The 26,848-nt window shown below is 35.8% G+C and carries 30 protein-coding genes; 8 read left to right on the top strand and 22 right to left on the bottom strand.

Going from position 1 to position 26,848, the window contains the following annotated elements:
- Nucleotide 1: 1 nt before the first annotated feature.
- The gene (locus tag HMPREF0077_RS07595) at nt 2-1,207 is read right to left on the bottom strand and encodes a S41 family peptidase (RefSeq protein ID WP_004837414.1); all 1,206 of its coding nucleotides are present in this window, start codon (nt 1,205-1,207) and stop codon (nt 2-4) included.
- A 187-nt stretch (nt 1,208-1,394) separates the two neighbouring features.
- On the opposite strand from HMPREF0077_RS07595, the gene HMPREF0077_RS07590 reads away from it, so the two are divergent.
- From HMPREF0077_RS07590 to HMPREF0077_RS11180, 3 genes are all read left to right on the top strand, one after another.
- Nucleotides 1,395-2,438, top strand: a complete 1,044-nt coding sequence (locus tag HMPREF0077_RS07590) for a hypothetical protein (RefSeq protein ID WP_004837413.1) — start codon at nt 1,395-1,397, stop codon at nt 2,436-2,438.
- 11 nt (nt 2,439-2,449) lie between these two features.
- Nucleotides 2,450-2,992, top strand: a complete 543-nt coding sequence (locus HMPREF0077_RS07585; protein ID WP_155811746.1) for a hypothetical protein — start codon at nt 2,450-2,452, stop codon at nt 2,990-2,992.
- A gap of 163 nt (nt 2,993-3,155) precedes the next feature.
- Nucleotides 3,156-3,287 carry an MntP/YtaF family protein gene (locus tag HMPREF0077_RS11180; protein ID WP_428829057.1) on the top strand — a complete coding sequence of 44 codons (132 nt, stop codon included), beginning with the start codon at nt 3,156-3,158 and terminating at the stop codon, nt 3,285-3,287.
- 109 nt (nt 3,288-3,396) lie between these two features.
- On the opposite strand, the gene uraA is transcribed toward HMPREF0077_RS11180, so the two are convergent.
- From uraA to HMPREF0077_RS07565, 3 genes are all read right to left on the bottom strand, one after another.
- The gene (gene uraA / locus HMPREF0077_RS07575; RefSeq protein WP_004837410.1) at nt 3,397-4,662 is read right to left on the bottom strand and encodes a uracil permease; all 1,266 of its coding nucleotides are present in this window, start codon (nt 4,660-4,662) and stop codon (nt 3,397-3,399) included.
- 134 nt (nt 4,663-4,796) lie between these two features.
- Nucleotides 4,797-4,991, bottom strand: coding sequence for a hypothetical protein (locus HMPREF0077_RS07570; protein WP_040349604.1), 195 nt, complete (start codon nt 4,989-4,991; stop codon nt 4,797-4,799).
- A gap of 130 nt (nt 4,992-5,121) precedes the next feature.
- Entirely contained in the window at nt 5,122-6,327 is a 1,206-nt protein-coding gene (locus tag HMPREF0077_RS07565; RefSeq protein WP_004837408.1) for an arginine deiminase, read from the bottom strand.
- 210 nt (nt 6,328-6,537) lie between these two features.
- Here HMPREF0077_RS07565 and HMPREF0077_RS07560 point away from each other — a divergent pair, with 210 nt between their 5' ends.
- A complete protein-coding gene (locus tag HMPREF0077_RS07560) occupies nt 6,538-7,629 on the top strand; it encodes a hypothetical protein (protein WP_004837407.1) in 1,092 nt (363 codons plus the stop codon).
- Nucleotides 7,630-7,788: 159 nt separating this feature from the next.
- Here the strand turns inward: HMPREF0077_RS07560 and HMPREF0077_RS07555 are convergent, their stop codons facing one another.
- The 6 genes from HMPREF0077_RS07555 to HMPREF0077_RS07530 form a co-directional block, all read right to left on the bottom strand.
- Complete coding sequence (locus HMPREF0077_RS07555; RefSeq protein WP_004837406.1) at nt 7,789-8,112, bottom strand: hypothetical protein; 324 nt, start codon at nt 8,110-8,112, stop codon at nt 7,789-7,791.
- A gap of 105 nt (nt 8,113-8,217) precedes the next feature.
- Nucleotides 8,218-8,676 carry an SH3 domain-containing protein gene (locus tag HMPREF0077_RS07550; RefSeq protein WP_004837405.1) on the bottom strand — a complete coding sequence of 153 codons (459 nt, stop codon included), beginning with the start codon at nt 8,674-8,676 and terminating at the stop codon, nt 8,218-8,220.
- Nucleotides 8,676-9,335 (bottom strand): CpsD/CapB family tyrosine-protein kinase, encoded by a 660-nt coding sequence (locus tag HMPREF0077_RS07545; RefSeq protein ID WP_004837404.1) that lies wholly within the window; start codon nt 9,333-9,335, stop codon nt 8,676-8,678. The genes HMPREF0077_RS07550 and HMPREF0077_RS07545 overlap by 1 nt, the downstream gene beginning before the upstream one ends.
- Complete coding sequence (locus HMPREF0077_RS07540; RefSeq protein ID WP_040349602.1) at nt 9,328-10,281, bottom strand: YveK family protein; 954 nt, start codon at nt 10,279-10,281, stop codon at nt 9,328-9,330. The genes HMPREF0077_RS07545 and HMPREF0077_RS07540 overlap by 8 nt, the downstream gene beginning before the upstream one ends.
- 1 nt (nt 10,282) lies before the next feature.
- Nucleotides 10,283-11,062: a glycosyltransferase family A protein gene (locus tag HMPREF0077_RS07535; protein WP_004837402.1), complete on the bottom strand. Its 780-nt coding sequence runs from the start codon at nt 11,060-11,062 to the stop codon at nt 10,283-10,285.
- Nucleotides 11,063-11,064: 2 nt separating this feature from the next.
- Nucleotides 11,065-12,207: a glycosyltransferase gene (locus HMPREF0077_RS07530; protein WP_052588110.1), complete on the bottom strand. Its 1,143-nt coding sequence runs from the start codon at nt 12,205-12,207 to the stop codon at nt 11,065-11,067.
- A 134-nt stretch (nt 12,208-12,341) separates the two neighbouring features.
- On the opposite strand from HMPREF0077_RS07530, the gene gltS reads away from it, so the two are divergent.
- On the top strand, nt 12,342-13,520 hold the full coding sequence (gene gltS / locus HMPREF0077_RS07525; protein ID WP_004837400.1) for a sodium/glutamate symporter: 1,179 nt from the start codon (nt 12,342-12,344) through the stop codon (nt 13,518-13,520).
- 39 nt (nt 13,521-13,559) lie between these two features.
- Here gltS and HMPREF0077_RS07520 read toward each other — a convergent pair whose 3' ends face one another.
- From HMPREF0077_RS07520 to HMPREF0077_RS07495, 6 genes are all read right to left on the bottom strand, one after another.
- Nucleotides 13,560-15,170: a glycoside hydrolase family 13 protein gene (locus HMPREF0077_RS07520; RefSeq protein ID WP_004837399.1), complete on the bottom strand. Its 1,611-nt coding sequence runs from the start codon at nt 15,168-15,170 to the stop codon at nt 13,560-13,562.
- A 61-nt stretch (nt 15,171-15,231) separates the two neighbouring features.
- Nucleotides 15,232-15,774: a DNA-3-methyladenine glycosylase I gene (locus tag HMPREF0077_RS07515; RefSeq protein WP_004837398.1), complete on the bottom strand. Its 543-nt coding sequence runs from the start codon at nt 15,772-15,774 to the stop codon at nt 15,232-15,234.
- 1 nt (nt 15,775) lies between these two features.
- Nucleotides 15,776-16,657: an undecaprenyl-diphosphate phosphatase gene (locus HMPREF0077_RS07510; RefSeq protein ID WP_004837397.1), complete on the bottom strand. Its 882-nt coding sequence runs from the start codon at nt 16,655-16,657 to the stop codon at nt 15,776-15,778.
- A complete protein-coding gene (locus HMPREF0077_RS07505) occupies nt 16,654-17,463 on the bottom strand; it encodes a tRNA 2-thiocytidine biosynthesis TtcA family protein (RefSeq protein WP_004837396.1) in 810 nt (269 codons plus the stop codon). The genes HMPREF0077_RS07510 and HMPREF0077_RS07505 overlap by 4 nt, the downstream gene beginning before the upstream one ends.
- Nucleotides 17,463-18,254: an MBL fold metallo-hydrolase gene (locus HMPREF0077_RS07500; protein WP_004837395.1), complete on the bottom strand. Its 792-nt coding sequence runs from the start codon at nt 18,252-18,254 to the stop codon at nt 17,463-17,465. Before HMPREF0077_RS07500 ends, HMPREF0077_RS07505 begins: the two co-directional genes overlap by 1 nt.
- Nucleotides 18,247-19,068 (bottom strand): Cof-type HAD-IIB family hydrolase, encoded by an 822-nt coding sequence (locus tag HMPREF0077_RS07495; protein ID WP_004837394.1) that lies wholly within the window; start codon nt 19,066-19,068, stop codon nt 18,247-18,249. Before HMPREF0077_RS07495 ends, HMPREF0077_RS07500 begins: the two co-directional genes overlap by 8 nt.
- A 149-nt stretch (nt 19,069-19,217) precedes the next feature.
- On the opposite strand from HMPREF0077_RS07495, the gene HMPREF0077_RS07490 reads away from it, so the two are divergent.
- Nucleotides 19,218-19,568, top strand: coding sequence for a winged helix-turn-helix domain-containing protein (locus HMPREF0077_RS07490; protein ID WP_004837393.1), 351 nt, complete (start codon nt 19,218-19,220; stop codon nt 19,566-19,568).
- A gap of 89 nt (nt 19,569-19,657) precedes the next feature.
- Here HMPREF0077_RS07490 and HMPREF0077_RS07485 read toward each other — a convergent pair whose 3' ends face one another.
- From HMPREF0077_RS07485 to HMPREF0077_RS07460, 6 genes are all read right to left on the bottom strand, one after another.
- Complete coding sequence (locus HMPREF0077_RS07485; protein WP_004837392.1) at nt 19,658-20,812, bottom strand: NAD(P)-dependent malic enzyme; 1,155 nt, start codon at nt 20,810-20,812, stop codon at nt 19,658-19,660.
- A 72-nt stretch (nt 20,813-20,884) separates the two neighbouring features.
- A complete protein-coding gene (locus tag HMPREF0077_RS07480) occupies nt 20,885-22,063 on the bottom strand; it encodes an ABC transporter permease (RefSeq protein ID WP_040349600.1) in 1,179 nt (392 codons plus the stop codon).
- Nucleotides 22,056-22,946 carry an ABC transporter ATP-binding protein gene (locus tag HMPREF0077_RS07475; protein WP_040349595.1) on the bottom strand — a complete coding sequence of 297 codons (891 nt, stop codon included), beginning with the start codon at nt 22,944-22,946 and terminating at the stop codon, nt 22,056-22,058. Before HMPREF0077_RS07475 ends, HMPREF0077_RS07480 begins: the two co-directional genes overlap by 8 nt.
- Before the next feature lie 21 nt (nt 22,947-22,967).
- Nucleotides 22,968-24,050, bottom strand: coding sequence for a DUF1648 domain-containing protein (locus tag HMPREF0077_RS07470; protein ID WP_040349593.1), 1,083 nt, complete (start codon nt 24,048-24,050; stop codon nt 22,968-22,970).
- Nucleotides 24,043-24,420: a GntR family transcriptional regulator gene (locus tag HMPREF0077_RS07465; protein WP_004837388.1), complete on the bottom strand. Its 378-nt coding sequence runs from the start codon at nt 24,418-24,420 to the stop codon at nt 24,043-24,045. The genes HMPREF0077_RS07470 and HMPREF0077_RS07465 overlap by 8 nt, the downstream gene beginning before the upstream one ends.
- A 95-nt stretch (nt 24,421-24,515) precedes the next feature.
- A complete protein-coding gene (locus HMPREF0077_RS07460; protein ID WP_004837387.1) occupies nt 24,516-25,757 on the bottom strand; it encodes a DNA polymerase Y family protein in 1,242 nt (413 codons plus the stop codon).
- Between the two features lie 135 nt (nt 25,758-25,892).
- On the opposite strand from HMPREF0077_RS07460, the gene HMPREF0077_RS07455 reads away from it, so the two are divergent.
- Nucleotides 25,893-26,282, top strand: a complete 390-nt coding sequence (locus tag HMPREF0077_RS07455; protein WP_004837386.1) for a helix-turn-helix domain-containing protein — start codon at nt 25,893-25,895, stop codon at nt 26,280-26,282.
- Nucleotides 26,282-26,821, top strand: coding sequence for an ImmA/IrrE family metallo-endopeptidase (locus HMPREF0077_RS07450; protein ID WP_004837385.1), 540 nt, complete (start codon nt 26,282-26,284; stop codon nt 26,819-26,821). The genes HMPREF0077_RS07455 and HMPREF0077_RS07450 overlap by 1 nt, the downstream gene beginning before the upstream one ends.
- Nucleotides 26,822-26,848: the final 27 nt, after the last annotated feature.

Here is a 26,848-nt window from a genome sequence, read left to right as displayed (position 1 = left end):
ATTAATCCATCTCTGAAAAAAGAACTTGAACAGCCTTTTTGAATTGTATATCTTTAGATAGGTTTTGCTTGTTTATTTCTTGATTTTGATCTTCAACATCAACTTCTACATCAGGCTTGACACCAATTTTATTAATCTTTGCTCCTGATGGTGTATGATATTCGCTAATTGTAATTTTTGCTCCAGAACCATCTTCTAGTGGGAAAAGTTTTTGAACAATACCCTTACCAAAGGTCTTCTTTCCTATAATTTTTGCTCTTTTTCTATCCTTAAAGGCCCCAGATAGGATTTCACTTGCTGAAGCAGAGTTTTCGTTTACAAGAACAGTCATAGGGATATCATCATTAGCCTCGTCTGATTCTTCAGTTATGACCTTTCCCTTCTTATCTTCTGTTGTAACTATAACTCCCTTACCCAAGAACTTATCAGCTATGGCAAGGCAAACATCAAGTGATCCGCCTGGATTATTTCTAAGGTCTAGGACTAGGCCCTTTATACCTTGATCTTTTAGTTTCTTGTAGGAAGCGTTGAAGTCCTCACCTGTTACATCGTCAAAAGATTTGATGTGGATATAGCCGATTTTCTTACCCTTAATGGTAAAGCTTGCATCATCTATGGTATCGACCTTTACATCACGTCTTGCTACCTTTAAGTCTATATCCTTGAAGTTTTTGCCATCTTTTTCCATCCTGCGGATAGTTATTTTGACGTCAGTATCTTCTTCGCCCTTCATAACAGCCACTGCATCTTCCATTTGATCTGCACTGTATTCCTTGCCTTCGACTTTTATGATATAGTCTCCAGCCTTTAGTCCTGCTTCAGCAGCAGGAGAATCGTCAAATACTTGGACAACTTTAATAAAGCCTTCCTTGCTAGCTTGAACCAATACGCCTATTCCCTTATATCTTCCATCTAGGGTTTCCATAAGTTTCTTAAACTCATCGGCAGTGTAGTATTGGGTGTAGGGATCACCTAAATTAGCGAACATTCCCTTTAGAGAACCTTCATACAAGTCTTCTTCCTTGTAATCGAAAAGGAAATTCTTATCGAGAAGATCTCTTAGCATATGCATATCTTCCAAATGAGCTTGTTCTGTCTTAGTAATTTGTCCATTAGTTGATGGATGGTTGAGGCCAACTATATAGCCTGTAAAAGCAAGCCCTGCTGATAAGGCGAGAGCTAAAAATATTTTTCCTAATTTTTTCATAAATCCTCCGTCTTAAAGTATATACTATATCATATCACAAAAATTGCCAAGAATACATAAAGGAAATGAAAAATAAGCTTATAACAATAAAGAAATAACTACTCCACAGAAGAAAAGATAAATACTGTAAATAAAAGCCTTATATGGTATAATGTAGGAAAAGAAAACGTAATTTAAAGGAGTTTTTATGAAGAAAAATAATATCACAAAAGGAATAATAGCCCTAACACTCGCAACAAGTTTCGTCCTAGGAGCAGGTCAAAGCTCATTTGCAGCAGAAGCTACAAGTATAAGTCAAAAAGAAGATGTTAAAAAAGCTTTTCTAGATGCTTATAACGAACTAAACGGAACTTATACAGAATGTTTATCTTTAAGAAATAAAGACTATACTTATATTAATGCAACTTCCTATTCTAAAGCAGCTTTTGATGGAACAATTACTCAAATCGCAAACTATATTGGTTCTATAAACACAGATAAAGCAATGACAGATGCTGAAAAAAAGGCATATATACCTGAAATGAAAGCTAAATTAGAAGAACTAAAAACTGCTAGAGACAGACTAGATGGTAAACAAGTTGACTCCCAAACTTTAACTAATCTTATAGATGATGCACGTAGCTTTATTAGAAATGATGAAAATTACAAGGCAGCATCCCAAGACCTAAAGGCTGCTTTTGACCTAGCTCTTACAAATGCCTATACAGTTTATGGCAAAGGTGATAGCTTATCAAAAGGTGAATACGAAAAGGCTGTAAGTGAACTTAGAGATACTAAGGCTGCTATAATTAGATATGTAAAGACAGAAGATACTAAGAAAGTCTTGGCTAAGAGAATTGAAGAGGCAGAAGTTTTATTAAAGGATAAGAAAAAATATTCTGCTGATAGCGTAAAGATATTTGAACTTGCCCTTACAGCTGCTAAGTCTACAGCCGCAAATCCTAAAGCAAGTCTTGAAAATTACGAAGATATCATCCAAAAACTTGATACAGCTAAGGAAGATATGCTTGGAAGCGATAAGGATGCAAAAATAAAGAAGGCTCTAGATAAGTTAAAGAAAGCAAAAAGCGAAAGCGAAATTACAGTAAAAGCTTGTAAGACCCTTCTTGATTTCCCAGCTATAGCTAAAAACTACGGAGATAAGATTAGAACTTACCTTGTAAAGGCTGAAAAAGTAATCAAAAATGCTGAAGAAGTTATAGCCAAATACGAAAAACCAGCAAACAAATAAGAGGAGTAATGATGTTTAAGAAAAAATTAATAGCAGGACTTCTTGCATTTAACTTTGCTTTTCTAGGAATAGGCCCTGTTTTTCAAAAGGTTAGCCCAGTTAATATAAGCTATGCTGCTGAGGATGATGCTACAAAACTTAAAACTCAAAAAGAGCAATTGCAAATTGGAGTTGATGATAGCGTAAATATTTTCGCTTCTGAAACCTATAATTTGATAAAAAAGCAAAGCCTAAAGGCTAATTATGTTGAAGCCTTAGAATATGCGAAGACCTTGTTAAATAAAGAAAACCCTAGCTATGAAGAATTAAGAAATGCTACCATAGCCCTAAATAATGCTAAAAGCGAGATAAGAGAATATGGCAAAAAAATCTTGGCAGTTCAAAAGCTAAAGGCTGCTGTAGAAGAAAACAGGATAACTATTAAAGCTATTAAATACCTTATGAATACTTATCCTGCCATAGCTAGAAGTATTGGACCAAAGGCTAATGCTATAATAGAAAAAAGTAATAGAGTTATTGCTAATGCCCAAAGAATCATTAGTCAATTCGAATAATATCAAGAATCAACCGGTCAGTTTGACCGGTTTTTCTTTTTCCAAACTTGCTTTATAATATCATTAGGGTTAAGTATAGGGCACTTATAGTATTTTAAATTAAGGTGGAGTTTTGGATACTGAATAGTTGTTAGTCTTATCAATCGGTCTTGCTTTTCTTAATATAGATATAGTAAGGTCAGCTTCAACTATAAGCATAGTCACAGCCCTTCTTTTCATGCTTGGCTCTAAGATAGGCTCAAAACTTGGGATGAAGAGCAAACAAGTGGCAGAGCTTGTTGGAGGTATATTTTAATGGACATAGTATCGAAGATTCTTATTGAGCATCTTTTTTCCAATAAAAAAAGTAGATGAAGACATTTTTTCATCTACCTTTTTGCTTTTACTCCCTACTCGGGAGTTTTTTATTGATTAATCAAGCCGAGCTTTCTTATTATAGTCATAAAGGCTGATAGAAGGACAGCTACAACTGATGCTAGAACCATTCCTTGTAGGTGGATTGATCCAAATTTAACGGAAAGACCTGATAGACCAGCTATAAAGATTACTGATGTAAGAACTAGGTTCATGGACTTTGAGTAGTCTACCTTTTGATCAACTAAGAGTCTAATACCACTTGTACCAATCATTCCGTAAAGAAGGAAGGTTACTCCTCCTATTACATCTCCAGGTATGGTTTGGATTATGGCTGCTAGAGGTCCAATGAAGGCCATAAGGATAGAGATTACTGCAGCTCCTCCTATAACTTGAACAGAATATACTCCAGTGATTGCCATAACTCCTATATTTTCTCCGTAAGTAGTTGTTGGCACTCCTCCTACAAGACCTGATAAGGCTGATGAGAAATTATCTGCAAAGATTGACCTGTGAAGGCCTGGATCTTTTAGTAGATCTCTGTCTATGATATTGCTTGTTACAACTTGGTGGGATATGTGCTCACTTGTTATTACAAGAATAACCGGAAGCATAGCTATTATTGCACTTGCTGAAAACTTTGGCATGGAGAAGGCTGGCATAGTGAAAAGACTAGCTTCCCTAACTGGGGTAAAGTCTACCATACCGAAGAGAATTGAAACTATATAGCCTACAACTATTGAAATAAGAATTGGAATAGTTGAGAAGAAGCCCTTAAAGGCAACTGATCCGATTATGGCTGTAAACAAGGTTACAAAGAAGATAAAGAAATCTTTTTTGCTAGCATTATCGGTCATAAGGTTAGCACCTATAGATCCTCCTGTTACAGTATTACCTGCAAGCTCAAAACCAATCAAGGCTACTACTGCACCCATGGCTGCTGGAGGAAGAACGACATCAATCCATCCTATACCAAACTTATAAATTATATAAGCAAGAAAGCAACCCAGAAGTCCGACCACAATAAAAGCACCTTGCGCATATTGGAAACCTTCGCTTGCGATAATAGCTGTACCTGGAGCTAGAAATGCAAATGAAGAACCCAAATAAGCAGGTGCTTTTTTCTTAGTAATTAAAATAAATAACAATGTTCCTATACCATTCATCAATAATACAATTCCTGGATTAATACCAAATAAAATAGGAACCAAAACACTCGCTCCGAACATTGCGAAAGTGTGTTGGATTGACAAAGGCAAGAGTAATTTCAATGGAACTTTTTCATCAACATGGTAAATTTTTTTAGAATTTTTCATAATACCTCCCTAATTTTTCTCATGCTATTGTAGCAAATTAATGAGGACTTGTCAAACAAAAAAAAGCCCCTTGGGACTTTTTTAAATGATTATTTACTTTTTAATAATTCGATTGAAATTTTAAGGGTAAAGACTTACAAAAGGTCCTCACCTTTTAGTGAGTCGATAATTTCATCTTTTATATCGTCTATCTTATCCTTAACTTCATCTAATTTGTTATTGTTTTTAAGATATAGGTAAGCTCCTACTAGACCAGCTCCTGCTGTAAATAAGATTTTACCTAGGGTGTTTTCTTCTATTTTTTTCTTGTTATTTTTGTAATCAAACATGATAGCCTCTTTTCTTATTTCTATGGTGGTTTCCACCTAGCTACTTATTATATTTGAATTATACTTTTAATATTATTAACTTTCAAATTAGATTTTGTTAATTTATAGCCCCCTTATTTTAATATATATCTCAGTCCTCTCTTACTAGAGGCATGGACATACATCTAGGACCACCCCTGCCGACAGTTAGGGTTGATGAGTCAAGTTTTATTACTTCTATATCATTTTCTTCTAGCATTTGATTGGTTACTGTATTTCTCTTATAGACTATTACCTTGCCTGGTCCTATAGCTAGGGTATTGGATCCGTCTGTCCACTGCTCCCTAAGGGCTGCTATAGGATCTCCTCCCCCACATGGTAGAAGTCTTATCTTATCAAGTTTTAACGAATCTCTCAATAGCTCATCAAGAGATTTTTCTATAAACTCTTCTTCAAGCCTATGGTCTTTGCTTGTAAATTTAACAGCATGGAAGCTAGAAATTATTCCCGGATGATAGGTAAAAGTGTCATAATCTATTTGGGTAAATACAGTATCAAGGTGCATGTAGGCTCTTTCGTTTGGGATATTTATAGCTATAATTTCTTCTATCTTATTTTCATCATCGAATAAGACATTCTTTGCCAAGTCCCTAATTGCTTCAAGCTCTGTTCTCTGACTTATTCCTATCATCAAAAGATTTTCGTTGATATTTAAGATATCCCCACCTTCTATGTGATATTTCTTTCCCCTGCCATAGAAATTCTTTGTATCCTTGTAGTCTTTGTGATATTTAAAAATATAATCTGCATAGATTGTTTCCCTTGACCTAGTTACAGAATACATGGTATTTATACAAACTCCATTTGCTATTGATGAGAAGGGATCTCTAGTGAAATAAAGGTTGGGCATGGGATTGATGGCGGTGTATTTGTAATTAAAGAGGACATGTTCGTTTTTTATACCTAGCTCATGTAGGGTTATCCCACTCATGGTCTTTAGGATAAATTCCTTGCTATCTTTTATTGATTCTAGAAGTTTTTTTGCTTCTTGATAAATAAGATCATCACTTATTCCAGCCTCAGCCAGATATTGATTCAGAAATTTATCTCTAAGTTCTTTATTATCTGCTATGGTTTCAGCCATCAAGTCTTCTAGGTAAAGAACTTCTACTCCTTCATTTCTAAATATTTGAGCAAAATTATCATGCTCTTCCTTGGCCTTATCTAGGTCTGGTATGTCATCAAATAAGAGTTCATCCAAGGCGTTTGGGGTTAGGTTTAGTAGTTCCTCGCCTGGTCTGTGAAGAAGAACTGTTTTTAACTTGTTAATCTCGTTGTTTACATTGATATTTCTCATGCTTTCTCCTTAATTATTCCTAAAAAAAAGGCAGTTTCTCTTTGAAAAAACTACCTATAATCAATTAGCCCTGCCAATATCTTTAATTTTATATATATTATATCAAAAAGCTTAAAAAAAGGAAAGTTAATAATTAAATAGGCTTGAAATATATTATGGAACGCATATAATGTTGGGCGAAAGTTTTTTATAAGAAATTTAGGAGGGAAAATGAAAAAATTCAATATAATAAGCCTACTTCTTGTAAGTGCTTTTGTCCTAAGTTCCTGCGGGAAGACTTCCGACAAAGCTAATAATAAAAAAGAAGAAATAGCATTAGAAGATAAGGCTATAGATAAAAAAGAAGATAAGGTAGAAGAAGTAAAACCACAAAATCCTGACCAAGCTGAAGGAAATGTTATTCTTCATAGGTCCTACCCAAGAAATAAGGGAGCAAAGTCCTTCACACGCATAGTTGTTGCCACAAGCCAAGATAAAATTGTTGGCCTATCAATTGATCAATACCAATATGAAAACAGCACAAGCGACCTAAAGGCAGTTGTAAATTCTGATAAGGACTTTGGCAAAGGGGCTGTCAAGGATAAAAAACTCGTATCTAAAATGGAAAATGAGAAGCTTTACTCAGCCGAGATGAAAAAATCCGGAGCCAAAACTAGCCTAGGCGAAAATTATGAAGCAATAGCAAATTTCGTAAAGGGAAAAACCATAGGAGAAGTTGAAGCTTTCTTAAAAGATAAGACAGATAAGCAAATAATGGAAGCTGTTGGAAAAACTGACTTTGAATCCACACCTTACCTAATCAAAGCCATAGTAGATAGTGCAAAGGATAATAAATTTATATCGGTAGGTCATGCCGAAGATCCTGAAAACTTAACTTTCAAGACTATAATAGGAAAAGGCCACGGGGATAACTCTTTTGCTGATTGCCTAGTAGCTATGGAAGGCGATAGGATAGTTGCGGCAAGCTTTGATGAATACCAATACTTGGAAGATGGACTTGGCCTAAGCAATGCCGATGATGAATTTGCTAAGGGCTATGCTGATAGCAAGAATGTATTGGGATCAAAACTTGAAAATAGCGATAAGTACTCAAAGCTAATGGCAGAAAAAGCCAAATCTAAAGTCTCCATCAAGGATAACTTCGAAGCCATCGAAAAATTTGTTTCCGGCAAGACTGTTGACGAAATCAAGGCTGCCATAGCTTCAAAGAAGGAAGATGGCACAATTGATTCAATTACTGGAGCAACATTAAAGGATACCGCAAGCTACCTACAGCTTATTGTAGATGCTTCAAGCAAATAAAATTAAAAGATGATATTTGGAAAAACAGTTTCTAAATATCATCTTTTTTTGCCCTTATTTGTAAATAAAAATCAGCAATAGACAATCTATCCCTGATAAAGCTATTTTATTTATTATTAGCAGAAGCTTCTATCCTTACAATTTTTACAAAAAGTCCGATTATTCTAGTGGAAAGCTTAGCAAAATAACAAGCATAACTACCATTAGCCCTATACCAATTAGGGTGAACGAGTCTTCCTGTTTTTTCAAAGCGAGGATAACCAAAGCTATGGATAGTAAAAAAAGGAATAAATATAGCTGGATGAATATTCCCTCGTCAAACTTCTTATAAACAACCATCATTATTACCACAGCCATAATCAAAATTATTATAGAAATAACAATCCTGCTCTTCCTATTTTCCATGATAGAATTTAGAAAACTTATGGCGGCTATAACCATAAGCAAGGGCCATAGTAAGTAATCAAAAAATAAATTTATCATAATACCTCTATATAATTATATCACATATGGCCATATTATTAGCAAATTTATTGAAATTTATGGAAAAATAAGCTCTTGCAGGGTTATCCCACAAGAGCCTTATCATTATTTTACTGGTTTTAATAAATCGCTTTTGATGTAGCCTGCTTGGCCATTAATTGATACTCTTGACCAGCCGTCTTTTTCTAGGAGAACTAAAATTTCATCCCCTGGATGGGCTTCTCCTACTATTTCTGAGTCTGTGCTTGGTTCGGATCTCATATTTACCACATCTTCAACTTGGTAATTTACTCCAGCCATAACATCAGAGTCTTCATCGCCCTTGTCTTTTTCGTCTTTAGCTTCTTTTGTTTCTTTTGTTTCTTCGCTATCTTTATCTTTTTCGTCTTTAGAATTTTCTAAAGCTTCTTTGCCATCCTTGTTTTCTTTGCCTTCTTTAGATTTTTCTGTTAGTTCAGTCTTGTTATTTTCTTCTGGATGACGCTTTGATACATAAGTGTCATTTGAGCATGAAGCCAAGATAAGGCTTAGACAAAGAAGCATCAATACTTTAATCTTTTTCATTAATTTTCTCCAAACAATTCCTTTACTTCGGCTTCGCTATAAACATAGTTTGTAATAACTAGGCCCAGGATATCTGCATTAACTCTTTCGAGTTGTTCAATTGATTCTTGGTAGATGTCGTTATCCTTGTTAGCATAGGTTGTAAAAATAACTACTCTATCTGCAAGGGAAGCAAACATATTAGCTTCTGCTATATCTGTATTTGCTGTTGTGTTTACAAATATATAATCATAAGAAGCCCTTAGGCTTTCAAAGAAATTTTTAATGTCTGCTGGTTCTAGGAACTCATCGGCATAATCTGAAACCTTACCTGAATACATTAGATAAATATTATCGTGTTTTCCATCATAATTTATCAGATCATCTATTTGGTAATCACCGAGGATTCCATCAATAAAGCCTCTTTCTTTTTTATCATTAGTTATTTCTTCAAGGCCTGCTTCCCTTAGATTAGCATCTATTAGGAGGATTCTATCACCTTCCTCAGCTAGGTGCTTGGCCATAACATAGACATTTAAGTCTTGGTCGGTGTGCTTTGATGTTGATGTAAAGGCTATTACTTTCTCATCATTGCTAAGAGCACTTAGCAAACCATCTTCAAGATTATAGAAGGCTTGAAGAGCGATCTCTTTTTTCTCTTCATCTTTTTTTCTAAACATCTAATTCTCCTTTGCTATATGGTGGAAGCTTGCCTAAGATTGGATAATCTTTGATGATTATATCTTCCTCGACCCTATTTTGTCTGTTAATTCCATAGAGTATTTCGTTTTTATCAATTACTATGGTTTCAGCTGGATTTTCATTGTCAAAATCAGGAAGTTCTTGGCTTTTCGTATCTAAATAATCGAAGTCATCATCATTATCATAATCATTATCATTAGACTCGTCATTGTCTTGATATGAGTAATCTTCTTTAGCTTCTTTTCTAAAGCTCATCCTACCATTCTTAACTTCTCTTTTGCCATCAGAAACAATTCCCTCATAGTCTTTATCGCTTGCTTCGTAAGGCTCTTGATCTTCTTCATCTAGGATAGTATTCTTAGCCCTAGCAAGGAGGACTTTGTTATTAAAAGAATTTACCCTAATCATTCCTATAAGAGTAGCTAGGATGAAAACAGCCAAGCCTATAATTGCTGAATAAGTTATACCATTATTAACCTTACCTGCTGATTGATAAGAATATTCCATAACTTGAGCCTTTGTTCCGTAGATGTTTCCAATTACTCTTACAGCAAGGTCTGCATATTCATCAGCTATATCTTCTGCCCTTTGCTTATTTGTATCAGTAACAACAATATCTACTACTGAAGAACCTTCGATTGGCTCGATTTTAAGCTTAGTATCGAGCATGCCTAGAGACATATCTATGCCCAAATTATCTAGGACAGTCTTTTTAATCTTATTTGAGTTAATGGTTGCTGCATAAGTTTTTGCATCGCTTGCATTTTCATTAACACTTTCCAAATCTGTAGTAATAATCTTACTCTTCGCCTTATATTCATTAAATCCTGAATAGGACAAGGCAAAGTAAAAAACAACTGCTGCAAGTATTCCCCAGATTAGGCCTGCAGGAATTGCACTAAAGAGCGATCTTTTTTCTTTCATTTTAACCTCCAAAATCCTTTGCACCTTCTAACATTATCTGTCTTGCTCTTCTTATATCAACATTTACTAATTTTTCTGGATATCTTCTAATAAAATATTCTATATAAAATCTATACATCTTTGGAAATAGAGCCTTGGCTAGTTTTCCCTTATCATAGAAAAACTTTTCGTCAAAACCCTTAAACCAAGTAGAATCATCATTGTAAATTTTTGCTATCGTCTTCATCGAAGTTCTAAGCCTAAGGCCTTTTCTTATGCAATCAGCAATAAAAATCGAATCCTCCCCAGAACCATTACCAGTTCCAGCACCGAAGTAGGTCGATAGGTAGATATTTTTTTCGGCGATTTTTTCTCTCTTAAAAGCAAAATGCACCGAACCATATCTTAGGGCATTGTATATCTTTAGGTCTTTTTCTTCCCTTACCTTGATTATCTCTTCGCCATTTTGATAAATTATGGTTCTAAAGACGAAAAAGTCGACATCAGGATGCTCGATAAAGGCCTCCTTAATTTTCTTTTCATAATCTTCTAAAAAGACTTCATCATCATCACAAAAGACTACTATATCAGCCCTAGAGTTTAGGATAGCGAGATTTCTACTTCTTCCAAGCCCCTTGGTGTCTGTCGATATCATCCTTATCTTAAACTTTCCCTTATCAAGCTCTTCATAGCCATTGTGATCACATTGGTTAATAATTAGGGCATCAGTTGTGAGATTGAATTTCTCGTAGAAGTTAATGTCTTTGACATTCATAGCCGATATTAATACTTCTATTTTCATAATCACCTCGTACTTTCTGCCTTTTCCCAAGTGGCCTTGCTCTTACCTGTAAACTCATTTTTTGCTCCTAGAATTTGGGCTAGCATCATCATAGAATAATATCTTGGAAAATATAGGAGCTTATTTTTAGCCTTTGTAAGTTGACCAAGTATAGCAAGAATTATAAAGACGAGTTGGCCTAAGAAAAATAGCTTATAAATTAGTCCATATTTTATAAGAAATATATTACTTATAAATAATACTATATGAAAAAAAGCCTGCAAGAATCTCAAAGTCTTGTGATTAAAGTGGAAGAAGGAAAACCATCCATATTTAAAGATATTTAATCTTCTTAGGTTGGTGAAAATATTAGTAAGAATCCTTCTTTGCATCCTTACCTTCCTCTTAAACTCATCACTTGTTGTAGCACCTGCCTTTTCGAAGGCTATGGCCTTTTCATTATAGAGGGCCCTTTTCTTGTTAAGGCCAGCATAGAGGGGCATCTCGTAGTCGTGGGAGCTAACTAGATTGTAATTTCTATAATCTTTCTTCCTACAAGCATAGATTGCTCCATTACCGGCTGCTATGGTCTTTATATTAGACTCTATCTTTCTCATAGTAAGTTCCATATTCCAGTAGGTATTTTCAGCTACAACAGAGGCTTGATCGTCTTTCTTATAAAGCAAAGATCCGCATACATATTCTATATCATCCGCTGTAAAATAAGATACAAGTTCCTTTATAGCATCTTCTTTGAAGATAGAGTTGGCATCGGAAAATACTAGGATTTCTCCCCAAGCAGTTTCAACCGCCTCATCTTGAGCATTAGTCTTACCCAAATGATTTTTGACTGTATTTACCCTTATAGGAAAGTCAGGATGCTTTTTAATAAAGTCTTCGCAAAGCTCAACTGTCTTATCAGTCGAAGCGTCATTTGCTATTATGACCTCTAGATTCGGGTAATCAGTTTTCATAATATTTGTAAGTTTTTTTACAATTACTTTTTCTTCATTGTAGGCTGAAATTATTACAGAAACCATGGGCCTGTAAGCATAGTCTTGTTTGTTTTTTCTTTTAATAATTTTATCTAATAACAAAAGTGTAAGGGGGTAGCCTATCATAGGATAAATAATGGCAAAGGCCGATACCCAAAAAATTATTTTCATAAACACTCTCCTTAGCATATTATATAACATTCATTATACTGGAAGCAAATAAAGATTGCTTCTTCTTTAACCTATGCTCTTGTAAAATTTTTTCCTAGGGATATACTTATCTAATAAAAAAGAAAGGAAAAATAATGACTATACAAGTAGATATCTTACAGACTCTCGGTCTTGCCATGCTTGCCTATGTCCTGGGAGTCTTTATTAAAAATAAATTTGATTTTTTCAAGAAATTTTTTATCCCCTCTCCTGTAATAGGGGGCCTTATAATAAGCCTTGGAATTTTTGCCCTTAAATCATCCCTAGCTGTGGATTTTAAGTTTGATAAAATCCTCCAAGACTTCTTTATGAATGTGTTTTTTGCATCTATCGGACTTTGTGCTTCCTTTAAGAGCCTCAGAAAGGCAGGACTTATTGGAGTAAAACTTGCCATTTCCATAATAATCCTCCTTCCCCTGCAAAATATTATAGGAGTAGGAATTTCCCTTCTCTTAGGAATCAATCCCCTCCATGGTATAGCCATGGGATCAACCTCTATGACAGGGGGTATCGGCTCTGCCATATCCTTTGGCAAGATAATGGAAACAATGGGGGCTGTTAATAATACCTCCATCGGAGTTGCTGCTGCAACTTTCGGTCTTTTGGTAGGCTCTTTAGTAGGAGGTCCAGTTGCCAAAAGGCTTATCATCAAAAACAAGCTAAAAAGCTCTGGCCTAGTAGAAAATTTCAGCCTAGAAAAGGCCAAACACCAAATCAGCCAAGCTTCCTTGATGAAGGCTATAGTTCTTGTTGCTTTTTCTTGTTTTTTGGGAACTTTTATAAATCTAATACTCGCTAAAAGCTCTTTAAGCTTTCCCTACTATGTGGGTTGCCAATTTGGAGGGCTAGTCATAAGAAATGTTTATGATTTTATGAAAAGGGACCTTGATATAGAAAATGTAAATCTAGTAGGAAATATTTCCTTAAATCTCTTCCTATCCCTCGCCCTAATCAACCTAAACATATCTGCTATAATAAGTCTAGCAGGTCCTATGTTTGTAATCCTCATAGCCCAAGCTATCTTTATAGCAATCTACACTAGCCTTGTTACTTACAGGCTTTGTGGCAAAGACTATGACTCAGCAGTAATGGCAGCAGGTCATTGTGGGGTTGGTTTGGGTCAAACTCCAAATGCCATGGCAAATATGGAGGCTATCATAGAAGAAAGAGGCCCAGCAGAGCTTGCCATGTTCGTCTTTCCTATAGTTCTTGCCATAGCTGTAAATCTGATGAACCCTATCGTTATTACTTTCTTTATAAACTATTTTGCCTAAAAAAACTGGCCTTAGAGAAATTCTGGGGCCAGCTTTTTTTTATTTAATTTTTACACAAAAACCATCCCAAGGACTAAGAAGCCCACTTTTTTTAACTTCATCCACATCTGTATTAGAGATGATTATTTCTTTATAATCTCCTAGCTTATCGAATTTTTCTTCTTTATCTGAGAGATTTACAACTATTAGATATTTCTCATCCTGCGTTTTCCTATAATAGGCAAAGACTTTTTCTTCTGTATCGACAAGTTCGAAATCACCATCTACTAGCCAGTCCTCACTTTTTCTTAAAGCTACTAGCTTTTGATAGGTGTAGAAGATAGAATCTAAATCTTCTAGAGCTTCTTCTACATTTATCGTCTTGTAATTTGGATTTACTCTTAGCCAAGTCTTATCCGCCTTGGAAAATCCTGCGTTTTTGCTAGCGTCCCATTGCATAGGAGTCCTTGCATTATCACGACTTACGACAGAAATCCTATCCAAAATATCCTCTTCGTCCTCACCATTTTCTAGACATTCTTTGGCATAATTTATCGATTCAATATCAGCAAATTCTGATAAGTCTTTGAAAGGAAAGTTGGTCATTCCGATTTCTTCACCCTGATAGATGTAAGGAGTTCCCCTCATTAGGTGGAGGAGGATTGCCAAGGCCTTGGCAGATTTTTCCCTAAATTCATCGACATTAGCCCAAAGAGAAAGGACTCTTGGTAGGTCGTGATTCTCCCAGAAGAGAGAATTCCAACCCTTACCAAGCTCTAATTCCTTTTGCCATTTATTAAAAATTTCCTTTAATTTAGAAACATCGAGGTCTTTTTCATAATACCACTTAGGCAAATTTAACTTATGTTGAAGGCCTATATGTTCGAATTGAAAAACCATGGATAGTTCTTTGTTTTTTGGGTCCGAATAAAGTTTGGCTATTTCAGGACTTGCTCCCCAAGTTTCTCCAACTGTTAAAAGGTCATAGTTTCCAAAGGTATTTTCATTCATCTCCTTTAGGTAGGAATGAAGCATAGGGCCATTTTCACGGATTTCTTTATCAGGAACTTTTCCTAGGAGGTCTATTACATCCATACGAAAGCCTCCTATCCCCTTATCAATCCAGAAATTCATCATATCGTAGATTTCATGACGCAAGGCTTCATTTTCCCAATTAAGGTCGGGTTGTTTTTTGCTAAATAGGTGTAGATAATACTCTCCAGATTTTTCGTCATACTCCCAGGCAGAGCCGGAGAAGCTAGACTTTAGGGAATTTGGCTCATCTCTCCAAATATAGAAATCACGTTTAGGACTTTTGCGATTTTCTTTCGCTTCAATAAACCATGCATGCTCATCAGAAGTATGATTTACTACCAAGTCCATTATAATCCTGATGTCCCTCTTTTTCGCCTCTGCTATTAACTTATCCATATCGTCCATATTGCCAAAAATATCTGCTATAGCCCTATAATCAGAAATATCATAGCCATTATCATCCATGGGACTTTGATAGACTGGAGAAAGCCAAATAGCGTTGATACCGAGCTTTTCTAGATAGGAAAGCTTTCCTATAATGCCTCCTATATCTCCGATTCCATCATTATTTGAATCCATGAAGGATTTAGGATAGATTTGATAGATAGTCGCCTTATGCCACCAGTGTTTTTGCATATTTCACCTCTAATAATTCTTATTTTCTTTAGCTTTATTAATTTTTATAAAACTACTTATCTTAGTGCTTGAAACAAGTTAGGCAATGACAATTTATCCTTCCTATAGCCTCAAGAAAGGAGTGGATTGTGATTGGCCCTAGGAAAGAGAAGGATCTTTTTTTCATGTCCTTGGCTATTTTTTCTGATAGGGGACTTTGGGATATAACTTCTCCCTCTTTTCTCTTATAGTCAATAACTTCCCCAATGAAGCTTTCTAGATATTTGTCGAAGGATCCAAATTCTTCCCTTATTTTTATAAAAGCTCTGGCGTTTTTTACCAAAGCTTCTAATTTTTTCCTATTTCTAATAATTTTTTCATTTTTCATCAGCTCTTCGATTTTGTTTTCGTCATAGTTTTTAATTATTTCATAAGAAAAACCATCGAAGGCCTCTCTCATAGCCTCTCTTTTCTTTAGGACTATTTCAAAGCTTAGACCGGCTTCAATAAATTCCAAGACTAGGATTTCGAAGATATATCTATCGTCATGGCTTAGCCTGCCATATTCCTCATCGTGATAGGCTATAAGGATTGGGCTTTTTGCCCATTCGCATCTATTTTTCATCTCAAAAAATCAAAAAGTAAACAAGGACTAGGACTGAAAGAATAATCCTGTAAATACCAAAAGGGATGAAGTCATTGTTTCTAATGTAGGCCATAAATTTCTTGATTACAAAATAGGCTACTAGGAAACTTAAAAGCATTCCCACAAGAATCAAGACCCATTGATAGCCTGTAAAGCCAGAGAAGTTCTTTACAACCTTTAGGAGAGTTGCTCCAAGCATGGTAGGAATAGCTAGGAAGAAAGAGAATTCTGCCGCAGCTGACCTTGATAGGCCCAAAATCATAGCTCCCATAATAGTTGCAGCTGACCTGCTAGTTCCTGGTATCATAGCAAGGGTTTGAAAAAATCCTATGGCGAGGATAGTCTTGTAGGAAACCATGGCTATGTTATCATGCTTAACCCTATTTTCCCTCTTGTTTTTCTTCTCGACAAAGATTATAACAAGACCCCAAACAAGAAGCATAGCTGCTACTACCATTGGTTTAAATAAGTGCTCGTCTATGAAATCATCAAAGAGTAGGCCCAAGACCATGGCAGGAAGAACTCCAACTATTACCCTCTTCCAAAGCTCTATTGTCTTTCTATCTGGGTGAGTTAACCTGTAATAGGCCCTGGATTGACCATTTAGCTTGTCGTAATTTTTAGGAAAATACTTGGAAGTTTTTTCCCTATCCCAAGGGTTAAGCCTTTTAAAATAAATTACCACTACAGAAAGGATAGCTCCCAATTGGATAATTACATTAAAGGCATTGGAAAAAGTTTCTCCTTCCATTTTTACAAATTGATTTACCAAAATCAAATGGCCAGTAGATGACACTGGCAAAAATTCTGTCACCCCTTCCACTAGGGAGAGGATTAGGACCTTAAAAAAATCTACTATCATTCAAATTCCTCCAAGAACGAGTGTTTCTCGCCTTTTATTTGATAGCCCAGAACCATATCGCAGTTAACATTTTCTGCTGACCTTAGGATGGACTTTTCTACTTCCGGATTATCTTTCTTCAAATCTGCTATTAGCTCTTTAATCTTCTTTCTAGTATAGGACTCACTAGACTTTGTTACGGTGCAGGCACAATTTAGGGCTTTTAGACCTACATAGTCCCTCCACCTTTTAATATCATCTTCATGAAGATAGTAGAGGGGTCTAATAAGTTCCATTCCTTCGAAGTTTTGGGCTCTTAGTTTGGGCTTCATAGTTTTAAAATTTCCTGCATAGAGAACATTCATCATAGTTGTTTCGATAGCATCGTTCATGTGATGGCCTAGGGCTAGTTTGTTGCATCCTAGCTCCTTGGCCTTGTTATAAAGAAAGCCCCTACGCATCCTCGCACACATATAGCATGGATAGGCCCCCTTGGTTATAGTTTCTGCTACTTCAAAAACTTCTGAATCATAGATTGTAGCATCTATATTTAGGTATTTGATGTTTTCTTCTAAAAGCTCTCTATTTTCCTTATCATAACCAGGATCCATAGAAATATATGCCACATCAAATTTGACCTTTGAGTGTTTGTGAAGCTCCTCAATGAGCTTGGCAAGGATTAGCGAATCCTTCCCACCAGATATAGCGACAGCTACCTTATCTCCTTCATTTATCAATGAAAATTCCTTTATGGCTTTGATAAAGGGCGACCAGATTTCTTTTCTATATTTTTTTATAAGTGATTTTTCTATTTCTAATAATTCCATTATAACTCCACTATTTTTGAAGGCTCGTATCTATTGCAAACCTCCAAATCAATATCTTTTTTTGTATCATAACCAAGACTTCTTAGGTAATTGTCAACTGTAAGTCTTGAAAGCTCAGGGGTATTGTTGGTTTCTGAAAGGTGAGATAAAAAAACCGTCTCATTTTTTCCAACAAGAGCATCAGCAAGGGCCTCTGCGGCTTGATCATTTGATAAGTGCCCCATATTTCCCATAACCCTGAGCTTTAAATTGTGGGGATATGGCCCCATCTTTAGGGCTTGCAGATCGTGATTAGCTTCCATATAGTAGATATCCGATCCCTTTATCTCGTAAGCGATTTTTTCATCAACTATTCCTGTATCAGAAAGAATAGTAAGCTTCTTGTTGCCAATATATATAACATAGGCGACTGGCTCCATAGCATCGTGGTGGATAGCTACAGGGAGGATATCCATGGACTTAAAGTTTATAAATTCATTTGTCTTAAAGACTTTAATATTTTCTTCCTTTAGCTTCTTTATTTTTTGTGTCAAACCCTTCCAAGTTCCTTGGTTGGCGTATATTGGTATATCAAATCTTCTCGATAGGACTCCAGCCCCCTGGATGTGGTCATTGTGTTCATGAGTTATGAAGATTCCATCGAGGTCTTTTGGGTTTTCTCCTATTTGGCCTAGGAGATTTTCTATTTTCTTTCCAGAAAATCCAGCATCAATCAAGATACGACAGCCCTTGTATTCAAGAAAGCTGACATTGCCAGATGATCCTGATGATAGGGTTACAAATCTAGACATCTAGGTTAAAATATTCCTTTAAGAAATTAGCTATGGATGCTTGTTCATTAGAGCCAATTATATAATCAGCTGCTTTTTTAGCTTCTTGTCTTCCTGATCCCATAGCCACACCACATCCAGCAAATTCCAAACTCTTGATATCATTCATACCATCTCCAAAATACATGATATTTTCCCTTTCAAGCTTTAAGATTTGGCAAAGCTTCTTTAGGCTTTCAGATTTGCCAGCATTTTTATTTAATATCTCCAAAAGATGGATTTCATTTCTCATAATCTTATAATCTTTTTGGAGTTTGGCCTTGTTTTTTTCATAAAAATCATCAAGAACTTCCTTATCACCATTTAGGGCTATCCTTGATATGCTATCCTCTATATCCTCAAATTTTTCAAACTTAAACCAAGGCATAGACACTTGCTTTTGATCAACTATAAAGGCTTCATTGGGAACTTCATCATTTAGGTAGAGGATATTCATAGTGTGAATACTAAGTTGGAGATCATATCCTCTTATCATCTCTTCTAAAAACTCATAATCAGCCTTGGCTAGGGGGTTTTCTATTAGGGCCTTGCCATCAGCATTTCTTCTAACAAAGGCTCCAGTCCCACATATAGAGTAATCGTCAAAACTCATAAGATTAAGCTTTTGGCGCATCTTCCACATACCATTAAAGGTCCTGCCAGAATTTAAAACAATCCTTATTCCCTTCTTTTTAAGTTTTTCTATGACCTCGACTGTTTGGTCAAGTATTTCTTTTTTATCATTAAGTAGTGTCCCATCCAGGTCAAACACTATCATTTTTATATCTTTATTCATAGGTCTCCTTCTTGCAAAATTCTAGATTTAAACAATTTTGTGGACTATATTATAATACTAGAAGGGCTTTGATTTTCAATTCGTTTGAAGACTTAGCCAGGGAGGTGATATAATGATAAAAAGAAAGTAAATCAAAGAAAGGAAATGTCTTGGGAAATTATAAAGCAAAATTAAAATTAGTTATAAGAAGTGAGAAAACAAACTTCTACGGCCCTGGAATCAATGAGCTTCTCCTTCTTATTAATGAAAAAGGCTCAACCAAGGATGCTGCTAACACCATGGGCCTATCCTATTCTAAAGCCCTCAAGATTATCAAAAGATGCGAAAAGGAATTGGGTTATGGAATAGTAAAAACTCAAAGAGGTGGCGCCGATGGAGGAAAAAGCATAGTTACAGAAGAAGGCCTTAGGCTTATGAGAGCCTACAAGGACTTTAATGATGAAATAAATAAAAATTTGGACGAACAATACCACAAATATTTTCCCTTCCTGGAAGAATAAGAAGGATTTTTTAAGCTAATAGACAAGTATCCTACATTTTTAGCCAAGCTAAGCTTTTGTAGGATACTTTTTCATTTTATAAAATACTTTTATTTTACATAAGCCCTAACAGCATCAGCAACTTTATCTGCCACTCCTTTTTCGAAGGCTTTCGGGATTATATATTCTTCATTCAATTTATCATCTGGAATCATTTCAGCAAGGCCTATTGCTGCTGCAAGCTTCATCTGATCAGTTATAGCCCTTGCGTGGGCACTCAAAGCCCCCTTAAATATGCCTGGAAAGGCTAAGACGTTGTTAATTTGGTTAGGATAATCGCTCCTACCTGTTGCAAAAATCTTAACTCCTGCCTTTTTAGCTTCATCATAGTCTATTTCTGGAACTGGATTTGCCATGGCAAATACTATTGGGTCAACATTCATGTTCTTAATGTCATTTCCGTCTATAATATTTGGAGCAGATACACCTATAAATACATCTCTTCCTCGCATGGCCTCCTTTAGGCTTGCCTTTAAGTTTTCTTCATTAGTAAATTCTGCAAGTCTTCTTTTTACATCATTACTACTTTCTAGATGATCTTTATTTATAGTCCCCTTAGAATCACAAACTATGATATGACTAATCCCATAATCTCTTAAAAGTTTAGCTATAGAATATCCAGCAGCTCCCGCTCCTGAGATTAGGACTTTAACATCTTCTTTTTTCTTTCCAACTATCTTTAGGGCATTTATCAAAGCTGCAAGGCTTACAATAGCAGTTCCATGCTGGTCATCATGAAATACTGGAATATCTAGGATTTTCTTTAGACTTTCTTCTATATAGACGCATCTAGGTGAAGAAATATCTTCAAGATTAATACCCCCAAAGCCTGGAGCTATATTTTTTACGGTTTTTATTATCTCGTCTGCATCTTGGGTATCCAAAACTATTGGCACTGCGTTTACATCTCCAAATTCCTTAAAGAGAACTGCCTTTCCTTCCATGACAGGTAAGCCAGCTTCTGGACCAATATTACCAAGACCCAAAACAGCCGATCCATCACTTACTACGGCTATTGTATTAGCCTTTGATGTGTAGGTGTAGGCTTTTTTCTTATCTTTGGCAATTTCCCTGCAAGGCTCTGCAACTCCAGGCGTATAGGCATAGGTCAAATCTTCTGCATTTGCTACTTTTGCCTTAACTAAGGTTGCGACTTTTCCTTGCCACTGTTTATGTTTTTCTAAAGCTTTTTCATATACGTTCATATATTGCCCCCTTCTTTATAAGATAATTTTAACATAGAAAACGATTTTATGAAACAAAAAAGAAAAGCCCATCTAGGCTCTTCTAAATAACTTTTTCATAAAAGATGAAGAAGTGTAATTTAATATATTTTTCTTATAAACCCTACTAGCAAGTTTGTAGACTACAAATATTGCAACGACCATAATTATTATAGCGATAAGACCAGCCCCAAGCCCAACACTTGCCTTTATCATCCTCAAAGGCATGAAGAAAACTGAAAGGAAAGGTAGGTAGGATAGGACTTTGATTAGGATATTCTCATCCTTATTCATGAAGGTCATGGCTAAGGCAAAGGCAAAAATTATCACAATCATCATAGGACTTGCGACCTTTCCTGCATCTTCTTGCTTTTGAGCAAGAGAGCCAAGCATTGCAGCTACTATCATAAAAATAAGGAGGCTTAGGATGACCAAAATCCCGATTTCTACTAGCATTAAAATATTTATCTCGCCTAGGTAGGATTTTATGTTGATGTTAAATTTTTCTTGAATTCCGTAAGCTTTAGCTAAAAAGTAGGCTATAATTCCAACAAAGCCATAAAGAGCGGTGTGGGTTAGTATAGCTAGGAAATTGCCGAAAATTTTTCCTGCAAAATACTTGCCAGCCCTAATAGATGAAAAGATAAATTCTATCATCTTAGAGCCTTTTTCTGTAGCAATTTCTACAACTATGATGTTAGAATACATTATTAACATCATATACATATAAAAAACTAGTGCAAAATAAGCAAAGTACATTATCTCAGACTCAGAGCCTTCTTCTACAAGCTTAAAAGTGGCCTTTCTTTGTAAAATCTCTAGCTTATCAAAGCCCAAACCTGAATTTTCAATGTTTAAAGCATTTTGTACTTCCTTCAAGGCTCCATTAAAGGCGAGGATAGCTTGAGAGTTAATATTTTTTGTATGAAAATCTGCTAGAAGAGATCCATTTTCTTCTTTAATTTCTGCAAAACTTCCTATTTTTTTATCTTCCAAGGCCTTTTCTGCCTTAGCCTTATCTGAGATTTTATAGCCAGGCATACTTTCAAAATATTTTCCTATCTTTTGATCACAAACTACATAGGTGTCCTTGACATTAGTGTCTTGGGAAAAGTAGGCTATAGCTCCACTTACTCCCATCATTATGACAGGCAAGAGAACCATAATCCAAAAGCTTATGGACTTCATTTGTTTTTTCCACGAATCTAGGGCAACTGTCCAAAATCTAGACATCTTCTTCCACCTTTCTTGTAAATATCTCATTCAAACTTGGAGGAGTTTGGGCAAAAACTGGTATATAATCGAATCTTTGGCTTAATCTCTGATAGATTTTTCTTCCATCCTCTGGATTTTGTAACCTTAGCTTGTAAGTTTTATCTTCTTTTTTGTAGCTAAGAGGAAAATCATCGAGGATATCAGCAATTTCTCCCTCACATTCTATAAGAATTTTATCTTTTGGATAAGAATTTCTTATTTCTTTAGGAGAACCATTTAGGACAATTTTTCCATCCCTTAGCATTACTAGCTTGTTACACATATCTTCTATATTTTCCATATTGTGAGATGAGAAAATTATGGTAGTTCCAGCCTCATTTACCTCTTTGATTATATCTTGCAAAAGGCTAATATTGTAAGGATCGAGACCCGAAAATGGCTCATCCAAGATTAGAAATTCTGGTTTATAGATAAGGCTTGCCAAGAGTTGAACCTTTTGTTGGTTACCCTTGGATAAGTCCTTGATTTTATCCTTTAGCCTGCCCTTTATCTCAAATTTATCGAAATAATATTGGAGGGTCTTATCATCCAAATTTTTCATCAAATTTAGCCTAGCAAAATATCTGATTTCTTCTTCAATAGTCTTTTTGGGTGAAAGAGACCTTTCTTCTGGGAGAAAGCCTATTTTTTCTAGGGGGATTTTCTTCATGGGAACTCCACCATAGAGAATTTCTCCCTCAAAAGAATCGAAAAAGTCCATTATACACCTAAAGAGAGTAGATTTACCTGCTCCATTTTGCCCAATAAGACCAAAAAGGTCTCCCTTCTCTACTACAAAGCTCACATCATCCAAGGCCTTGACCTTAGCAAAGGACTTGGATACATTTTTAATCTCTAACATACTATCTCCTAGCATTCAAAATCATAGAACAAAGCCTAAGACAAATGGAAAAAGCAAAACTATAGCAAATAAGAGCTTAACCCAATTGTTGGCAAAGTTCATTGTGCTTCCTACTCCAACTCTTTTTTCGACAAACATTGCGGGGTCATCTGGATTGTAATAAATAAGTCCACCCAAAATCCACTTATCATCCTCTTCCTCATAGCCATACTTTCCCGTTTTGTTTAAGGCTGACCCATCGACTGACCTAAATCTTCCTATAAGAAGACTTCCACCAACAGAAAATCCTATAGTAATGATGCCCAAGACCTTGACAATCAAGTCATCTCCCGTCTTCATAAAGGAAGAAATTCCAACTTGAAAAAGAACTATAAGCAAGAATGAACTTGTCACAAAATAATAGGTCCAAATTCTTCTCGTTTCCAAGATCCTATCCAAGGATTCTTCAGGCATATCAGGACTTATCCTCATCTTTGATAGAAGTTGGGAAAGATTAGAAATAAACATCACAGCAAGCATTAAAAAACTTACAATAGTTGGGGACTGGATAGATAAGTAAGACTTATAAGCCATTCTATCTATCTCTCCTCGGCTATTCATATGCATTATTAGCTTAGCTGGATAGTTTTCATAATCCAGGTGGATTTTTATGGCGAAAATTATTACTATAAGGAGAAGACCTAGGTAAAGCCCGAAAAATTCCTTCTTGTTAAATATTTTTGCCTTGGAATAATCAAGGCTTACAAATTTTCTCTTATCTAGCTTTTGATTTTTGCCTAATACTTTTAATTTTTTGTTGGCAAAAACTAAAGGAAGATAATTTATAAAAATCGAAAGTACATATAAGACATTAGTGAGTATTAAATTTTCTGTAAGATAGCTTAATCCTACAATAAACAAGCCCAATCCTATTCCAAGAAGGATAGTTAAAGTCTTATAATCTTTTACTATCTTTCTAACTTTTTCATCCTTTTCAAATCCTTCAGCAAACCTTACTCCGAGGATATAACCCCTTTTTGAATATGAAGTTACGAAGGCTTGGATAAGGCTTATTAAAACTATTATTAAGGCATAGAATATAGCCATCTTATTAGCTTCACTCATCATTTCCCTCCCAAATATTTCTTATTAGTTTTTCAAGACTGGTTTTTTCGATATTTTTGACCTTGGCAAGGGCCACAATAAAATCGAGTTCTTCTTTTACCTTACTCTTCTGCGCTTCTGTTATATCGTAAGACTTATCGACAATTCTCGATCCAAAACGCCTATCCATCACAATAATGCCATCTTCTTCTAGCATCTTGTAGGCCTTATTTACAGTATGAAGATTAACTCCAATATCTCCTGCTAACTGCCTTACTGATGGAAGAGCTTGCCCAAAATCTAATTCATTTTTAGCCAAGGCCTTTATAATAGCTCGTCTGATTTGCTCATATATAGGCATATCTGACCCAAAATCAATTTCTAAAAACATGAGCCCTCCTTTCTTGTTATAGTTATTATATAACAGCTCTAGCAATTTGTAAAGAGTAAATAAAAAAGCTCACAAATAATGCAAGCCTTTAGCCATTAAAAATTGTAATGGTTCATTGGTAGGGTTATTATTTCGTTCATTTCTTTGGGAAGTTTTATATCCCTAGTAAGGCCAAGAAAGCTTATAGCCTCTCTCCCATATTTTTTTCTGATCTTATAGATGGCCTTATCGCAGTTTTCTTCTTTTTCTTGTTTTTTATAATCACAAAAGACATCTATCTGACTTCCTCCACCTTCCTTTCTAAGCTTGATTGCCCTAATACCCACAGCCCTAACAGGAAAATCCCATTTATACTTTTCCTTAAATAAATCAAAACCACTTCTGGCAAGGACTATGGATGATTGGCTGGCAAGCTTGATTGGGCTTTGGTAATTGTAGGATTGAAGTTCATTATTTCTTACAAAAATTTCTACCCCACAAGCTTCAAGTCTTGCTTCTCTTAGTCTCCTTGATACAGAAAAAGCAAGCTCTTGAAGGACATTAAAGACTTCCCTGTTAGTCAAAAGGTCCTTCCTACAGGTAGATGAGTTTCCTATAGTCTTAATTGGCTCTTGGTGGTCCCTGTCATGGACTGGACGAATGTCTAGACCGTTAGCATACTCCCAAAGATAAAGACCATTTACGCCAAGCAAGTTTCTTATCAGGTCAAGGTCTGCCTTGGCAAGCTCGCCTAGGGTGAAAATCCCTATCCTATTGAGTTTTCTTTCAGTAGCCCTTCCGATGCCAACCATCTCTCCAACAGGAAGAGGCCAGACTTTTTTTCTAAAATTATCTTCTCTTATGATAGTAACCGCATCAGGCTTTTTCATATCTGAGCCAAGTTTTGCAAAAATTTTACAGAAGCTTACCCCGACACTGACTGTTATTCCCAGCTCCTCCTTCATTCTTTGGCGAATTTCATTGGCTATCTCTTCCCCACTTCCAAAAAGATGGGTTGAGCCTGTTACATCCAAGAAGCACTCATCGAGGCCAAAGGGTTCTACTTGATTAGTATAATCATAATAAATTTTCCTAGCAAGCTTAGAATGTTTGAGATACTGGTCATATTGGGGAGAGACTAGGGTAAGATTAGGACACTTGCCCAAGGCCTGCCAGATTGCCTCTCCGGTCTTTACCCCTGCCTCTTTTGCTTCTTGGCTTTTGGCAAGGATTATTCCGTTCCTATTTTTAGGATTTCCTGCTACTGCCATGGGGATATTTTTGAGTTTAGGATTTAATTTTTGCTCTATTGATGCATAACAAGCGTTCATATCTGAATGTAGTATAACTCTTTTCATAATTTCTCCTTGAATTTTAAAGACTTTTAATATATAATTAAGACAATAAATGACTTATGAATATTATAAGACCTTGAGTGTCTTTTGTCAACGATTTTATAAATTAAAAGTCTTTATATTAGCAAAGGAGTTTATATGGCATTCGCTAACAAAGTAAAAGAATTAAGAGAACTAAAGAAACTAACCCAAGAAGACCTAGCCAAACTATGTAATGTTTCCACCAAGACCATATCAAGGTATGAGCTTGGGGAATCAAAGCCAAGGTACAGGAAGACCTACGACCTTCTGGCAGAGCACCTAGATACAACTCACGATTATCTTGTAACAGACGAGGATGAGTTTATCCTAAAGGCTAGAGAAAACTTTGGCGAAAATGGAGCAAAGGATGCCCAAGATATGATTAATGGGGTAATAGGCCTTATGGCTGGTGGGCAACTCCCTGAAAATGACAAAAGAGCAATCCTAGATGCCATATCAGAGGCCTATTATATAGCAAAGATGGAAAATGAGAAGAAGGGTAAATAATGGGAGTATCCTACGATAATATCTACAAAAAAGCTAGGGAGCTCATAGAAAAATACAAGTCAAGAGATCCTAGGGATATCCTAGAAAGAAGAGGTGTCCACCTCATAGCCTTCAAGACCAACACCCATCTTTTGGGTATGTATAAAATAATAAAGGGAGTAAGCTTTGTCTTCTACAATCCCTTTGTCGATGAAAGAATCCAAAATATGGTCTTTGCCCATGAACTAGGCCATCATATTTTCCATGAAGATGCTGCCTCTAATGAGCTTATAGAATATGAGCTTTTCGATATAAATTCAGAAATGGAACTTGAGGCCAATATCTTTGCAGCCCACCTCCTTCTTGACGAAAAAAGTCTAATCGAAGATGTCAAGGAAGGCTACACCTACAACCAGCTTGCGAGTATGTATGATGTAAATGTCAATCTCATGATATTTAAGCTAAATGAAATGCACAGGATGGGTATGCCCATAAGAAAGGAAGCCCCATCCAAGTCTACCTTCTTTAGGGATATAGAAGATAGGACCTATAATTACTAGGGATTGTAAAGAATTCTTTTTCCATAG

This window comes from Anaerococcus tetradius ATCC 35098, assembly GCF_000159095.1.
Lineage (GTDB): Bacteria > Bacillota > Clostridia > Tissierellales > Peptoniphilaceae > Anaerococcus > Anaerococcus tetradius.
Note: the sequence above shows the minus strand (reverse complement) of the source record. Positions and strands in the feature narration are given on the sequence as shown.